Origin of the sequence: Actinoplanes sp. KI2 (genome assembly GCF_025630775.1) — a bacterium.
Classification (GTDB): Bacteria; Actinomycetota; Actinomycetes; order Mycobacteriales; family Micromonosporaceae; genus Actinoplanes.
Map to the genome: position 1 here is coordinate 17,642 of NZ_JAOSZE010000073.1, position 14,078 is coordinate 31,719.

A 14,078-nucleotide genomic window follows, 5' to 3' on the forward strand; every position below is an offset into this window, starting at 1 on the left:
TTCCGACTCGACGGAGCCGATGCCCGACTGTACGCCACGCGTGCCGCGCGATCGGGGTCAGGCGTCGGCGTGTCGCCGTCTATGGGTGCGTAGCTTCTAACGAGCGCGCGGGTGTGCGGTCGCGTACACCTCTCGGAGCCGGTCCACGGTCACCAGCGTGTATACCTGCGTCGTGGTCACCGACGCGTGTCCCAGCAGCTCCTGGACCACGCGGACGTCGGCGCCGCCGTCCAGCAGATGCGTGGCGTACGAATGGCGAAGAGTGTGCGGGCTCACCGCCGACGGACCCTCGACCGGCAGCCCGGCCGCGGCCGCCGCCCGGTTCAGGATCGTCCACGCGCTCTGCCGCGACAACCGTCCACCGCGGGCGTTCAGGAACACCGCCGGCGTCCCCTTGCCCTTGGCGACCAGCGCGGGCCTGCCCCGTACGAGGTAGGCCTCCAACGCGGCCTTCGCGTACCCGCCCACCGGAACCAGCCTGGTCCGCCCGCCCTTGCCGTGCAGGACCGCGGCCGGCTCGCCGGCCAGGTCCAGGTCGTCGATCGCCGCGCCGACCGCCTCGGAGATCCGCGCCCCGGTGCCGTAGAGGAACTCCAGCAACGCCCGGTCGCGCAGGCCCAGCGGGGTGTCGTCGGCGACCGCGAGCAGCCGCAGCACCTGCTCGACGTCGAGGGCCTTGGGCAGCCGCTTGGCCGGGGCCGGCGGCTTGACCTCGGCGGCCACGTCGACCGCGACCAGGCCCTCCCGGGCGGCGAAGCGATGCAGGCCGCGCACCGCGCTCACCGCTCGCGCCGCCGACGCCGGCGCCAGGCCCTCGTCGCGCAGGGTGGCGAGGTGCCCGGTGACGTCGGCGGCCCGGACCGCGCCGAGGTCGCCGATCCCCGCCTCCGCCAGCGCCCGGGTGTACCGGTCGAGATCGCGCCGGTAGGAGGCGAGGGTGTTGCGCGACAGCCCACGCTCGACGGTCAGGTGGTCGAGGTAGGCGTCGATGATCCGGGAGATGCTCAGCTGAGCACCTCGGCGGTCGGCAGTACCGGCATTCCGTGCGCCTCCGCGACCGGTCCGTAGGTCACGTTCCCGTCGAACGTGTTCAGCCCCGGCGCCAGCGCGGGGTCGGCCTTCAGCGCCGCGCGCCAGCCCAGGTTGGCCAGGTCCAGAGCGTACGGCAAAGTGACGTTGGTCAGCGCGTAGGTGCTGGTGTGCGGCACCGCGCCGGGCATGTTGGCCACGCAGTAGAACATCGACTCGTGCACCCGGTAGACCGGGTCGGCGTGTGTGGTCGGCCGCGAGTCCTCGAAGCAGCCGCCCTGATCGATGGCGATGTCGACCAGCACGCTGCCCGGCTTCATCCGGCTCACCAGCTCGTTGGAGATCAGGTTCGGCGCCTTCGCGCCGGGCACCAGCACGGCGCCGATCACCAGGTCGGCGTCCACGACGGCCTTCTCGATCTCGTACGCGTTGGAGGCGATGGTCTGAAGGTGCCCGCGGTAGTCCGCGTCCGCGGCCCGCAGCTTGGCGATGTTCCGGTCGAGCACGAGCACCTCGGCCTGCATGCCGAGGGCGATGGCCGCCGCGTTCATGCCGGACACGCCGGCCCCGATCACCACCACCTTCGCGGCGTAGACGCCCGGCACGCCGCCCATCAGCACGCCCCGGCCCCCGCCCGAGCGCATCAGGTGGTACGCGCCGACCTGCGGGGCCAGCCGGCCGGCCACCTCCGACATCGGCGCGAGCAGCGGCAGCGACCGGTCCGGCAGCTCCACCGTCTCGTACGCGATCCCGGTGACCTTGCGGTCGAGCAGCGCGTCCGTGCATTCCTTCGACGCGGCCAGGTGCAGGTAGGTGAACAGCACCTGCCCGGGGCGCATCCGCGGGTACTCCTCCGCGATCGGCTCCTTGACCTTGAGGATCAGCTCGCCGGTCTGCCACACGTCGTCGGCGCTCGGCACGATGGTGGCACCGGCCGACTTGTAGTCACCGTCCGTGATCGACGATCCGGCGCCGGCGCCCGCCTGCACGTACACGTCGTGGCCGGCGCGGGCAAATTCGTACACGCCGGCGGGGGTGATGGCGACCCGGAACTCGTTGTTCTTGATCTCGCTGGGAATGCCGACCTTCACAGCCGACACCGTCCTTTCTCAACGCTGAGTGACGTCCCACGGCGGCCAAAGGGGCCACCACGGCGGACGATACCCCCGGAGATCGCACCCGGAACTTTTTCCGGCGGACGGCAACCCTCGCGTGGCCCGGGCCCGGCGGGGGCTGATCACTCGGCCAGCCAGCGGCCGTTCTGGTCGCGCCAGCCCTTTGCCAGGCGGCCGGCCGGGAACGGGCCGACCTGTCGTCGCGGCGGCAGCGTGGAGTCCAGTTCGACCATGTAGTACGCGGCGGGCATGTTCTCCCGGTGCTCGACGGCGGCGATCCGCCCGTAGTGCTGGAAGTTCAGGATGTACGGGTCCGCGTCGTACGGAGGCAGGACCGTGACAAGGTCACCCACCTTGAACGATTCGTTCTTCGGTGGGCCGGCATGCGCCATCGTCGCCTCCCTGGGCAAACTTTCTTCTATGAAGGTAGGACCACGGGCCGTCCAAGGAAAGTCACCGGTTGGTCACTGATCGCCAACGGCGGAAGGCGTACTGGACGGCGTGGGCCATTCGGACCGTAGACACCGGACAAACGGACAGTGACTGAGTTGATCTCGATCGATGCAGAGATCAACCCCGTGAGGCGTGGTGGCGGGCGAGGGGCCCGCCTACACCCTGGGGGGAAACAGTGCTGAGTACGACTCAGTCGCGCGTGCGCGCGCTGTCCGTGGCCGCAATGGCCATCGTCATCGGCGCGGTCGGCGCGGTCAGCTACGACGCCAATGCGGCGACCACGGCGCAGGACACCCGCGCCGTGTCCATTCCGGCGATCGCCGACGTGATCAAGCCGCCGCCCGGGTCGCGCCCGGTCGGTGCGTACGTCGTCACGACCGGCACGCAGAACTACACCTGCGCGGCGACCGGCACCTATTCGGCGCCGTCCACGCCGGAGGCACAGCTGATCGGCACCGGCGGGCGGGTGCACCACTTCGCCGGGCCGAGCTGGCAGTCGTTGCGAGACGGCTCGCTGGTGACCGCCACGAAGGTCAAGTCCGCGCCGCCGAAGGACGGCGCGATCCCGGAGCTGCTGCTGCAGGTCGTCAGCCACAGTGGCAGCGGCGTGCTGAGCAAGGCGGACTGGATCAACCGGCTGTACACGTCCGGCGGGGTCGCCCCGACCGGGTCCTGCACCGCCGGCCAGACGGTGCAGGTGCCCTACGGCGCGGTCTACGTCTTCTGGGACGACCCGGCCATCTAGGCCGGCAGCGTCCGGGCCAGCCAGAAGCGCAGGCCCAGCGACTCGTCGGTGAAGACACGGTCGTTCGCCCCCGGTGCGCCGGGGGCGAACGCCGTGGCCAGGACCTCGTCGGCGACCAGCGCGGCGTGCTCGGTCAGCGCCAGGGCGGTCTCGTCGTCGTCGGTGGCGTAGGCCAGCGCGATCCGGTCGGCGACGTCGAGGCCGCTGGCCTTGCGGGCCTCCTGGATCTGCCGGATCGCCTCGCGGGCCCGGCCGGCCCGCAGCAGTTGCGGGGTCAGCTCCAGGTCGAGCGCGACCGTCGCGCCGGCGTCGGAGGCGACGGCCCAGCCCGCGCGCGGCGTCTCGGTGATGATGACCTCGTCGGGGCCCAGCGTGACCGGCTCACCGGCAACGGTCACGGAGGTTGTCCCGGTGGAGCGCAAGTCCGCCGCCAGGACGGCGGCGTCGGAACGGGCGATCTCGCGAGCGATCTCCTGCACCAGCTTCCCGTAACGCTTCCCGAGCGTACGGAAATTGGCTTTGGCGGTGGAATCCACGACGGAACCGGTGATCGGGGTGATCGCGCCGACGTTCAGCTCGGCGGCGATCTCGGCCAGCAGGTCGTCGGGCAGCCCCTCGGCCGAGGCCATCGCCCGCGACAGCGGCTGGCGGACCTTCAGGCCGGACTCGGCGCGGGCGGCGCGGCCCAGCTCGACCAGCCGCCGGGCGACGGCCATCTGCGCGGACAGCTTCTCGTCGCGCCGGGCCGGGTCGGCCTGCGGGAACGCGGCCAGGTGCACGGACGGCGCGGCGGCCGGGTCGACCGGCACGATCAGGTCCTGCCAGACGCGCTCGGTGACGAACGGGGTGAGCGGGGCCATCAGCAGCGTGACGGTGTGCAGCGCCTCGTGCAGAGTGGCCAGGGCGGCCGGGTCGCCGCGCCAGAACCGGCGGCGGCTGCGGCGCACGTACCAGTTGGACAGGTCGTCGACGAACGCGCCGAGCAGCCGGCCGGCCTCCTGGGTGTCGAACCCTGCCAGCGCTTTATCCGTCTTGTCCACCAGGTCGGACAACTCGGACAGCAGCCATCGGTCGAGCACCGGCCGTTTCTCGGGCGCCGGGTCGCTCGCCGACGGGGCCCAGCCGGCGGTACGGCCGTAGAGGGCCTGGAAGGCGACGGTGTTCCAGTAGGTCAGCAGGATCTTGCGGACCACCTCCTGGATGGCGGTGTTGCCGACCCGGCGGGCCTGCCAGGGCGAGCCGACCGCGGCCATGAACCAGCGGACCGCGTCGGCGCCGTGCGTGTCCATCAGCGGGATCGGCTCGATGATGTTGCCGAGGTGCTTGGACATCTTGCGGCCGTCCTCGGCGAGGATGTGCCCGAGGCAGACGACCGTCTCGTACGACGAGCGGTCGAAGACCAGCGTGCTCACGGCCATCAGCGTGTAGAACCAGCCGCGGGTCTGGTCGATCGCCTCCGAGATGAACTGCGCGGGGAAGCGCTTGGCGAACAGATCCTGGTTCGCGTACGGGTAGCCGAACTGCGCGAACGGCATCGACCCGGAGTCGTACCAGGCGTCGATGACCTCCTCGACCCGCGCGGCCCTTTCCCCGCATTCTGGACATGTCAGTTTCACGTCGTCGATGAAGGGCCTATGCGGGTCCAGTTTGGACAAATCATGATTTGCCAGGGCACCGAGCTCGGCGAGTGAGCCCACGCACGTCAGGTGGCCGTCCGGGCAGCGCCAGATCGGCAGCGGGGTGCCCCAGTACCGGTTGCGGGACAGCGCCCAGTCGACGTTGTTGACCAGCCAGTCGCCGTACCGGCCGTGCTTGACGGTCTCCGGGTGCCAGGTGGTCTTCTCGTTCTCCCGCAGCAGGGCATCGCGTACGGCGGTGGTGCGCACGTACCAGGACGGCATCGCGTAGTAGATCAGCGCGGTGTGACAGCGCCAGCAGTGCGGGTACTGATGCTCGTACGCCTCGTGCTTCCACAGCAGTTCGCGCTCGCGCAGGTCGGCGACCAGCGGCTCGTTCGCGTCCCGGAAGAACAGGCCGCCGACCAGCGGGATCTCCGGCTCGAACGTGCCGTCGCGGCGGACCGGGTTGACCATCGGCAGCCCGTACGCGCGGCAGCTGGCCAGGTCGTCCGCGCCGAACGCGGGTGACTGGTGCACGAGCCCGGTGCCGCTGGCGGTGGTGACGTAGCCGGCCAGGATCACGATGTGCGCGTCCGGCACCTCGACCAGATCGAACGGCGGCACGTAAGTCCAGCGCTCCATCTCGCGGCCTTTTGCTCGTTCCCCGGTCGCAGCCCACCCCTCGGGGATCAGCGCCTCGGCCACCACGAGCTTCTCGGTCCCGTCGGTCACCACGACGTAGTCGACGTCGGGGTGCACGGCCACGGCGGTGTTGGAGACCAGCGTCCACGGCGTGGTGGTCCAGACCAGCAGGGACGCCTGGCCGGCGAGGGGCCCGGAGGTGAGCGGGAACCGGACGTAGACCGACGGGTCGACGTCGGTCTCGTACCCCTGGGCCAGCTCGTGATCCGACAGCGTGGTCTGGTCCCGCGGGCACCACGGCGCGACCCGGAAATCCTCGACCAGCAGACCCTTGTCGAAGATCTGCTTGAGCGACCACCAGACCGACTCGATGTACGCCGGATCCATCGTCCGGTACGCGTCGTCCAGGTCGACCCAGTAGCCCATCCGCTCGGTGAGCTCGGCGAACGCGTCGGTGTGCCGGGTCACCGACTCGCGGCAGCGCTCGTTGAACGCGGCGATCCCGTACGCCTCGATGTCCTTCTTGCCGGTGAAGCCGAGCTCCTTCTCGACGGCGAGCTCGACCGGCAGGCCGTGGCAGTCCCAGCCGGCCTTGCGCTCGACGTGGAAGCCCTTCATCGTGCGGTAGCGCGGGAACACGTCCTTGAAGACGCGGGCCTCGATGTGGTGCGCGCCGGGCATGCCGTTCGCGGTCGGCGGTCCCTCGTAGAACACCCACTCGGGGCGGCCGCGGCTCTGCTCGAGACTTCGGGCGAAGATCTTCTCGCGCTGCCAGAAGCCGAGGATCTCGTGGTCGAGCGCGGGCAGGTCGACCTGGGCCGGCACCGGGCGGTACATCGCACTCCTCCGTCGTCGTTGTGCTCCGACGAAGGGACGAGGCTGTGTGAAGCCCCGCGGTACCACCCTCCTTGGCCGCTGTTTCCGGCGGCCCGCTCTTGCCTTACGGCCGGCTCTACTCGGCCCGTGCGGGCCTTTCTTCCGGCGGCTCCGGGGTGATCTTCCCGTCGCGCACTCCCCCGGGCTTCCACCGTCCCCGGGTCGCTATCGGCTGCTTGCGGCGGTACTCGTCCCCATCAACACCTGAGCGGCCATGCTACCGGCCCGGAGGGACCGGCGGGACGAATTTCGATCGACCCGGAAGAATGCCATCGTGCAGTACCCCCTGACCGCGCACCGGCGCGACACGGTCCTCGCGCTGTTACGCCCCTGGCATGGCGGGTCCGCGTCGCTGGTGGCGGAGGAGTCGCTCGGGCACGGCTGGGCTCCGGTGACGCGGTTGACGTTCGATCGCGACCTGCCCGGTGTCGGCCGAACCGTGGTGGTCAAGACCCGCCGGGTGGACGGGCCCGGGCATGGCGGATTTGCCCACCTCCGGCGCGAGGAGGCGGCGTTGCGGACGGCCGCGCACACCGGAGTCACCGCGCGGGTGATCGTCGCCGATCAGGCCGCGGGTGTCGTGGTCACCACCGATCTGGAAGGATGGCCGACGGTGGAGAGCGTCCTGCTCGGCACCGATGCCGACGCCGCCACGCATGCGCTGGTGCAGTTCGGCGCGGCCGTCGGGCGGCTGCACGCCGGCACCCGCGGCGCGGGCGACGGATACCGGCAGGCCTTGGCCGGTCTCGGCGCCCCGGAGGCGGAGGCCGGCCCCGGACTGCCCTGGCCCGGTGTGGACAGCTGGCGCGACGTGGAGGTCGCGTGCGCCGGGCTGGGCCTGCCGGACGCGCGCGCCGCGGCCGGTGACGCCGCGTTCGTCCGGGATCGGCTCGCCGACGCCGGACCCTTCGCGGCGCTGACGCACACCGACCTCAATCCCGGCAACGCGCTGGTGACGCCGCACGGCGTACGGCTCGTGGACTTCGAAGGCGCGATCTTCGGACATCTCGGCTTCGACGCGTCGTTCCTGCACTTCCCGTTCCCCACCTACAGCGCACACTGGGCCACGCTCCCGGACAGCGTCGTGACCGAGGCCGATCGTGCCTACCGTGGCGAACTGGCCGCCGCCATGCCCGGTGCCATCGTCGGACGTCTTGACCAGGCGCTGGCGGTCGGCGCCGCGGCGGCCCTTGCCGTTCGGGTGCAGCGGCTGCCGCTGCTGGCCGCCGCCGGCCAGCCCCCGCGCACCCGCCGGCGCCGTCGAGCGCAGCTGGTGCAACAGATCCAGGTGTTCACCCGGCTCGCCGAGCGGGCCGCGGCGCTGCCGGCGATGGCGGACTGGTTCTCCCGGCTGGCCGAGGCGATGTCCGCCCGCTGGCCGGACGCGACGACCCCGCCGCCGGCAACGTTCCCGGCCTTCCGAACGGTCCGCGGCTAGCGCCGCGAACGGTCCGCGGCTAGCGCCGCGCGTGCTTGTCCGCGAAATCCCAGACCTCCGGAAGCAGGCGGTCCGGGGTTTCCAGTTGCGGCAGGTGGCCGGATTCGGTGAGGAGCACGAACTCGGCGTTCGGGATGGCGTCGGCGAAGGCGCGGCCGTACTCCGGGTCGGCGATGCGGTCGTGGTCGCCCCAGATGACGCGGGTCGGCAGGGCCACCGCCGACAGACGATCGCGCAGGGTGGAATCCATCATGGACGTGTCGCCGGCGTAGACCGACAGGGCGACCCGATTGCCGGCCAGCACCGCCTGCTGCTGCGGGGTCATGGTGCTCGGGTCGATCAGGAACTTGCCCGGTTCGTAGTAGCTGCGTTGGGCGATCTCGGGGAAGGTCAGCGCGAAGAAGTCCACGACCGGGTGGCCGGGCACCTCGATGCCGACCGCGTCGATCAGCGCGACGCTACCGATCCTGGCGGTGTCGAGCAGGGCCATCTCGGCGGCGATCCAGCCGCCGATCGAGTTGCCGACGACCGTCACGTCGTCGAGGTCGAGCCGGTCGAGCAGGGCGATGTAGAGCTGGGCGAGGTGGCCGATGGTGGTGATCGCGTCGGGGCGGGCGGTGCCGCCGAAGCCGGGGTGGATCGGGGTGATCACCCGGGCGGGGCGCTCCGCGGCGAGCAGGTCGGCGAAGCCGGTGACGGTCTGCGGGCCGCCGCCGCCGTGCAGGAGCAGGAATGGACGACCGTCGCCACGTTCGGTGTAGTCGCCACGTTCAGTGTAGGAGACGGGTGTCGTCGTGCCGGCGATGTCCAGGTCGATGGTGTGCATCATGCGGTCCTTTCCAGGGTGGCCTTCGTGCTGGCCTTCGAGATGGTGGGGGTACGAAGCAAAAGGGCGGCGGCCGCGGCGGTGACGGCGAAGAGGATGGCCAATACGGCGGCGGTGAGATGGACCGCGCCGACCGCGCCGGCGCGGGCACCGGCCGACATGCCGAGAACGGCCGGGCCGAGCGCTGCGCCGAGCTGACGCATGGCGTTGTTCCCGGCGCCGGCCATTCCGGCTAGCGGGCCCGGCACCGACTGCACGGCCACCGTGGAACTGGTCGCCATCACCAGGCCGCTGCCGGTCCCGAGCAGGAACAGCCGCCAGGCGAAGCCACCCAGGCCGGTACCGGCCGCCACTGTGAACAGACTCATCGCGCCGAGCGCGGCGATCACCAGGCCGCCGACCAGCACCGGCCGCGAGCCGAAGCGACTCTGCAGCGGCCCGGCTGCCAGACTGGCCAGCGCGTTCGCAGCGAACAGGCAACCCAGCCGAAGGGCGATGCCGAGCGCATCGACCTGCCGGCCGCTGAAGAAGAGGCTGAGCACGAATGCGCCGCCGCCCATCGCGAACAGCACCGCGGTGGCGCTGAGCCCGGCGGCGGTGAAACCCCTCGAGGCGAACAGGGCCGGGCGAAACAGCGGCGCCGGGGAGCGGTGCTCGACCAGCGCGAAGGCGGCCAGGCCGGCGGCGGCCACCGCGAACGCGGCCACGGTGGCCGGGGCGCTCCAGCCGGTGGAGCCACCGGAGATGACGGCGAAGGTCAGCGCGGCGATGCCCGCCGAGCCGGTGACCTGACCGGGTATGTCCAGCCGGCGACCGGCCGGGGCCGACGACTCGCCGGATCGGGCCAGCCCGAACGCCGCGGTCGCCGACGCCAGCACGGCGATCGGCGCGAACGTCCACTGCCACGCGGTGTACCCGGTGACCGCCGAGGCGATGAACGGGCCGGCGCCCAGGCCGGCCACCACGGCCGCCGCCCACAGCGGGATGGTGCGCGGGCGCACCGCGATCAGCGCCAGCGTGGCGGACATGACCATGCCACCGCCGACACCGGCGAGGGCCTGACCGGCCCACAGCAGCCGGATGGCGCTCGTCGCACCCGCCACCACGTCGAGCGAGGTGCCGGCGACCGTCAGGCCGAGGCCGAGCACGGCGATGCGGCGGCGGCCGTACAGATCGCCGAGCACGCCGGCGGACAGGACGGTCGCGCCGAGCGCGACCGCGAAGGCGTCGGTGACCCATTGCAGGTCGGAGGTGTGCGCGCCGGTCGTTGCCGCGATCGCGCCGAGCGCACCGTTGGCGGCGCTGAACGGCAGATAGGAGACCAGCATCGCCACGCAGGCAAAGGCCACTGTGGCGGATGGCGCGGGGTGTTCTCGCATGCGGCGCATATAAGGAACCTTATATCAGCATGCTGATATAAACAAGCTGGTACGGTCGGGCCATGCCCAGGGACCTCGGGGAGATCGGGCTCTCCGTCAAACGCCTCCAGATGCGGCACCACCGCACCGCCAACGAGCGGCTCGCCCCGCTCGGCCTCTCGATCGTGCAATGGGACGCCCTCCGGCACCTGCACGAAAACCCCGACGCGTCGTTGCACGACCTCGCGCAGCTCACCTTCCAGACCGATCAGTCGTTCGGCACGCTGGCCACCCGCATGATCGACCGCGGGCTCATCGAGCGGATCCCCGGGCCCGGCCGGGCGGTGCGCCACCGACTCACCGACAAGGGCGACGATCTGCGGCAAAAGGCCGGAGAGATCGTACGGGGAATCCTGACCGAGTCGTTCTCCCCGCTCACCGCCGAGGAGCAGCAGACATTCGGTGACCTGCTCGCCCGCGTCCTGGCCCGCTGAGGTCCGGACGTGGCTACCGGAGAAGCTCGGCGGTAGCCTCCCACAGGCGGCGCTCACGGTCGCGGTCATGGGCGACCGGATGGACCGAGGTCACCTGATCCTTCAGGACGAAGGCGCCGTCACGCAGCCGCGCCCACGTCGGGTCGACCGCGACGGCGGCCAGCATCGGCCCGGAGCGCTCCGGGCGGCTCACCCCCGGCAGCCGCCCGACACCGCGCATGATCGTCTGCAGCGGGGCGGGCGCACCCCGGCCCAGCGCCGTGCCGGGCATCCAGCCCGGCTCGAACACCACCACGTTCGCCGCCGCGCCGACGTGCCGCTGCAGCTCGTGGGCGTAGTAGAGGATCGCCAGCTTCGCGTTCGAGTACGCCACGCCGGAGGCCTTCATCCCCGGGCTCGCCGGGCCGGTCGCGGGCCGCGCGATGTCGAGCGGGTCGCGCCAGTCCGCCTCCGGCACGCCCAGCAGCTTGCGCCAGAAGTTCGCCCGGTACGTGTTCGAGCCCAGCAACACGATCCGCGCCGCCGGGGCCAGCGCTCCTCGGTCTCCTGGTAGAGCGGAGCCTCCTGGTAGAGCGGAGCCTCCTGGTAGAGCGGAGCCTCCCAGTAAAGCGGAGCCGACCAGGTCGCCGATGAGCTGGGCGTGCGCGAGGTAGTTCACCGCGAAGGTCAGCTCGTACCCGTCGCCGGACGCGATCCGGGTGTCGGTGGACATCGCGCCGGCGTTGGCGACCAGCGCCGACAGCGGACGGGCGGCCTCGGCGTCGATCAGTTTCCGCACCTCGGTCGCGGCGGCCCGCACATCGGCCAGCCGGGCCAGATCGCAGCCGATCTCGTGCACGACCGCGCCCCGGGCGCGGGCCTCGTCGGCGACCTCGGCCAGCGCCCGTCCGGGGCGGCCCAGCAGGATCAGCTCGGCGCCCGGGCGGGCGGCCAGGGCGAGGGTGGTGGTGCGGCCCAGACCGCGGGTCGGGCCGGTGATCAGTACGGTTGTCATGCTCCGAGCGTGCGGGCCGGCCCGGGTGGCAGGCAGTCGTCGGGTTTTCGTAGGACCATCAGTACCAGGACAAGCCCTGCGGCGCCCCGCACACTGGACGCGTGGAATCCTGGGAGTTCGGCCGGACGGTGCGCCGCCTGCGTGACCGGGTCACGCCCGAGGCCGTCGGCGTTCCGGCCGGCCGCCGGCGCCGCGCGGCCGGGCTGCGCCGGGAGGAGCTGGCCGGGCTGGCCGGCATCTCGGCCGACTACCTGACCCGGCTCGAACAGGGCCGCGCCACCGCCCCGTCCGCGCAGGTCGTCGAGTCGCTGGCCCGGGCACTGCGGGTGTCCGTCCCGGAACGCGACCTGCTCTACCGGCTGGCCGGGCACGCCGCCCCCGGGCTCGACGTCGTCCCGACACACCTGACGCCCAGCGTGCACCGGCTGCTCGACCGGCTCGCGAACACGCCCGTCGTGGTCTACGACGCCAGCTGGACGCTGGTGCTGGCCAACGCGCCCTACGACGCCCTGATGGGCGACACCACGACCTGGCACGGCATCGAGCGCAACGCGGTCTGGCGCAACGTCACACGCGCCCGCGCCCGCGTCGTGCACACGCCGCAGGAACAGGCGGACCACGAGGCGCGGCTGGTCGCCGACCTGCGCCTGACCGCCTCCCGATACCCGGCCGACCGGGCACTGCGGCGGCTCGTCGGCGAACTGAAGGAGGCCAGCCCACGCTTCGCCGACCTCTGGGACTCCGATGTCCCGCCCCCACCGCCCGACCCGTCGCGGCGCAAGGTCGTCGACCATCCCGCCGTCGGGCGACTCACGCTGGACTGCGACACGCTGGTGGTCGCCCTCGACGACCTGCGCATCACTGTGTATACGGCGGAGCCGGGTACGGAGGACGCCGAGCGGCTGGCGCTGGCGGTGGTCATCGGCACCCAAGCCCTGATCCGCTGAACCCCCGGTCGACGCGGTGACTCAGCCTTCCTCGATGTTTTGTTCCTCGACGTTTCGGCGGCCGCGGGACAGTGCCTCCCGTCGGGGCCCGTGGTTCGGTCGCGGCGCGTGCCTCCGGCCGGGGCGCGTGGTTCGGTCGCGGCGCGTGCCTCCGGTCGGGGCGCGTGGTTCGGTCGCGGCGCGTGCCTCCGGTCGGGGCGCGTGGTTCGGTCGCGGCGCGTGCCTCCGGTCGGGGCGCGTGGTTCGGTCGCGGCGCGTGCCTCCGGTCGGGGCCCGTGGTTCGGTCGCGGCGCGTGCCTCCGATCGGGGCCCGTGGTTCGGTCGCGGCGCGTGCCTCCGGTCGGGGCCCGTGGTTCGGTCGCGGCGCGTGCCTCTGATCGCCGGGCACGCCGTCGGCCGGAGCGCGTGCCGCCGGTCACGGCGCGTTGTTGGTCCGGGTGGGCTGCCATGGCCCGGGAACTGCCTGGTCGCCGTAGGTGCCGCCGGTCGCGCATCCGGAAGCGCTGAAAACCGGCGTAAAATACCGTGCTGGGATATTTCAAAGATCTAATTCCGGCGGTACGGAATTGGCATGATCAATCGCCTGTCTGGGCTTACCACCGCGTTCTTTGGGGTGGGACAATATGCGGGTGGGGCAGATAGGGCTGTTTTCCAGGGACACACTCGCCAGAATGCGCGATCACACCAAGGCACGCAATTATTCGCCCGAGTCCGAAACGTTTCGGCGTGAGCATGCTCGCCACCGCGAGTGGGGTCTCCAGCAACGGCACGGCCGCAAACTGATGCGCGCACGCCTCGACCGCGGCGGCGCGCACCCGGCCACGATCACCACCGACCAGGCCCGCCGGCCCACCGATGCGCCACCAGCCCCAGCACCACGCCCAGCACCAGCTGCACCACGCCCAGCCGCAGCACCACCACAGCCGGCACCGGCCGCGGCACCACCGGCCGCAGCACCACAGCCAGCACCAGCCGAGCGACACCTGACCGCGGCCCAAACGCGGGTCTTGCCCCGCGCGGACAAGCAGGTGGTGCCGTCTGCCCATGGCGACCCGCAGGCGCATGCCACCGACGGGCACGCCACTCGAGCCCACCGCGACGGCCACGCCACCCGGGCCCACTCCGACGACCACGCCGCCCAGGGCCGCCCCAACGGCCACGCCAAGTCAGCCCACCTCGACGAGCGCGCCGCGGCGGTTCAGCCGGCTGAGCTAACTGCGCGGCCCGTCGACGATCAGGTCGATCTGGTCACTGCCGCGCGGGTCGGCCCTTCGCGTGGTTATCGCACCGGGTTGAGCGCAGCAGCAGCCATTCCGCAACGGTATCGCCGACGGTTTCGGCCGCGCATTTCGATTACCGCGCGGGAAACCGCGTGCCGACCGCGGCGCGAACATTTTGGGGTGCGCCCGCCGTGACTTCAGAATGCCCGCGCCGAAACTGAAGAATGCGCCGGGCGAGGTTCGCGCGGATGTCCTCGACAGCTGGCCGGGTCCACCCGAGGGCTCAAGCAGGCCCCACAGTGGCGGCACCTCGACGGCCGAC

13 protein-coding genes are annotated in these 14,078 nt (G+C 71.7%); 4 read left to right on the plus strand and 9 right to left on the minus strand.

Features of this window, described 5'->3' with window-relative positions:
• Positions 1 to 96 precede the first annotated feature (96 nt).
• From ODJ79_RS44020 to ODJ79_RS44030, 3 genes are all read right to left on the minus strand, one after another.
• On the minus strand, positions 97 to 1,008 hold the full coding sequence (locus ODJ79_RS44020; RefSeq protein ID WP_317620754.1) for a site-specific tyrosine recombinase XerD: 912 nt from the start codon (positions 1,006 to 1,008) through the stop codon (positions 97 to 99).
• Complete coding sequence (gene ald, locus ODJ79_RS44025) at positions 1,005 to 2,120, minus strand: alanine dehydrogenase (protein WP_263029712.1); 1,116 nt, start codon at positions 2,118 to 2,120, stop codon at positions 1,005 to 1,007. Before ald ends, ODJ79_RS44020 begins: the two co-directional genes overlap by 4 nt.
• 146 nt (positions 2,121 to 2,266) lie before the next feature.
• A complete protein-coding gene (locus ODJ79_RS44030; protein WP_263029699.1) occupies positions 2,267 to 2,536 on the minus strand; it encodes a hypothetical protein in 270 nt (89 codons plus the stop codon).
• A 260-nt stretch (positions 2,537 to 2,796) separates the two neighbouring features.
• On the opposite strand from ODJ79_RS44030, the gene ODJ79_RS44035 reads away from it, so the two are divergent.
• A complete protein-coding gene (locus ODJ79_RS44035; protein WP_263029700.1) occupies positions 2,797 to 3,342 on the plus strand; it encodes a DUF3455 domain-containing protein in 546 nt (181 codons plus the stop codon).
• Here ODJ79_RS44035 and ileS read toward each other — a convergent pair.
• Positions 3,339 to 6,440, minus strand: coding sequence for an isoleucine--tRNA ligase (gene ileS / locus ODJ79_RS44040; protein WP_263029701.1), 3,102 nt, complete (start codon positions 6,438 to 6,440; stop codon positions 3,339 to 3,341). The two genes, ODJ79_RS44035 and ileS, sit on opposite strands and share 4 nt — an antisense overlap.
• A 313-nt stretch (positions 6,441 to 6,753) precedes the next feature.
• On the opposite strand from ileS, the gene ODJ79_RS44045 reads away from it, so the two are divergent.
• Positions 6,754 to 7,917, plus strand: a complete 1,164-nt coding sequence (locus tag ODJ79_RS44045; RefSeq protein WP_263029702.1) for a phosphotransferase — start codon at positions 6,754 to 6,756, stop codon at positions 7,915 to 7,917.
• A 19-nt stretch (positions 7,918 to 7,936) separates the two neighbouring features.
• On the opposite strand, the gene ODJ79_RS44050 is transcribed toward ODJ79_RS44045, so the two are convergent.
• Together ODJ79_RS44050 and ODJ79_RS44055 are read right to left on the minus strand one after the other, a co-directional pair.
• Complete coding sequence (locus ODJ79_RS44050; protein ID WP_263029703.1) at positions 7,937 to 8,743, minus strand: alpha/beta fold hydrolase; 807 nt, start codon at positions 8,741 to 8,743, stop codon at positions 7,937 to 7,939.
• On the minus strand, positions 8,743 to 10,071 hold the full coding sequence (locus ODJ79_RS44055) for an MFS transporter (protein ID WP_263029713.1): 1,329 nt from the start codon (positions 10,069 to 10,071) through the stop codon (positions 8,743 to 8,745). The genes ODJ79_RS44050 and ODJ79_RS44055 overlap by 1 nt, the downstream gene beginning before the upstream one ends.
• Before the next feature lie 113 nt (positions 10,072 to 10,184).
• Between ODJ79_RS44055 and ODJ79_RS44060 the strand changes: the two genes are divergently transcribed.
• Positions 10,185 to 10,595 carry a MarR family winged helix-turn-helix transcriptional regulator gene (locus tag ODJ79_RS44060; protein WP_263029704.1) on the plus strand — a complete coding sequence of 137 codons (411 nt, stop codon included), beginning with the start codon at positions 10,185 to 10,187 and terminating at the stop codon, positions 10,593 to 10,595.
• A 13-nt stretch (positions 10,596 to 10,608) separates the two neighbouring features.
• Here ODJ79_RS44060 and ODJ79_RS44065 read toward each other — a convergent pair whose 3' ends face one another.
• Positions 10,609 to 11,589 carry an SDR family NAD(P)-dependent oxidoreductase gene (locus ODJ79_RS44065; RefSeq protein ID WP_263029705.1) on the minus strand — a complete coding sequence of 327 codons (981 nt, stop codon included), beginning with the start codon at positions 11,587 to 11,589 and terminating at the stop codon, positions 10,609 to 10,611.
• A 101-nt stretch (positions 11,590 to 11,690) separates the two neighbouring features.
• Here ODJ79_RS44065 and ODJ79_RS44070 point away from each other — a divergent pair, with 101 nt between their 5' ends.
• Positions 11,691 to 12,536, plus strand: coding sequence for a helix-turn-helix transcriptional regulator (locus ODJ79_RS44070; RefSeq protein ID WP_263029706.1), 846 nt, complete (start codon positions 11,691 to 11,693; stop codon positions 12,534 to 12,536).
• 825 nt (positions 12,537 to 13,361) lie between these two features.
• Here the strand turns inward: ODJ79_RS44070 and ODJ79_RS44075 are convergent.
• Both ODJ79_RS44075 and ODJ79_RS44080 read right to left on the minus strand, forming a co-directional pair.
• Positions 13,362 to 13,505 (minus strand): hypothetical protein, encoded by a 144-nt coding sequence (locus ODJ79_RS44075; RefSeq protein WP_263029707.1) that lies wholly within the window; start codon positions 13,503 to 13,505, stop codon positions 13,362 to 13,364.
• A gap of 242 nt (positions 13,506 to 13,747) precedes the next feature.
• Positions 13,748 to 14,078 (minus strand): hypothetical protein (locus ODJ79_RS44080; protein ID WP_263029708.1); only part of this gene is annotated, 331 nt, incomplete at its 5' end.

Coding starts and splice junctions, on each gene's coding strand:
- ODJ79_RS44030 (WP_263029699.1), bottom strand. CDS start 2,536: ATGGCGCATGCCGGCCCACCGAAGAACGAATCGTTCAAGGTGGGTGAC.
- ileS (WP_263029701.1), bottom strand. CDS start 6,440: ATGTACCGCCCGGTGCCGGCCCAGGTCGACCTGCCCGCGCTCGACCAC.
- ODJ79_RS44050 (WP_263029703.1), bottom strand. CDS start 8,743: ATGCACACCATCGACCTGGACATCGCCGGCACGACGACACCCGTCTCC.
- ODJ79_RS44055 (WP_263029713.1), bottom strand. CDS start 10,071: ATGCTGGTCTCCTATCTGCCGTTCAGCGCCGCCAACGGTGCGCTCGGC.
- ODJ79_RS44060 (WP_263029704.1), top strand. CDS start 10,185: ATGCCCAGGGACCTCGGGGAGATCGGGCTCTCCGTCAAACGCCTCCAG.
- ODJ79_RS44065 (WP_263029705.1), bottom strand. CDS start 11,589: ATGACAACCGTACTGATCACCGGCCCGACCCGCGGTCTGGGCCGCACC.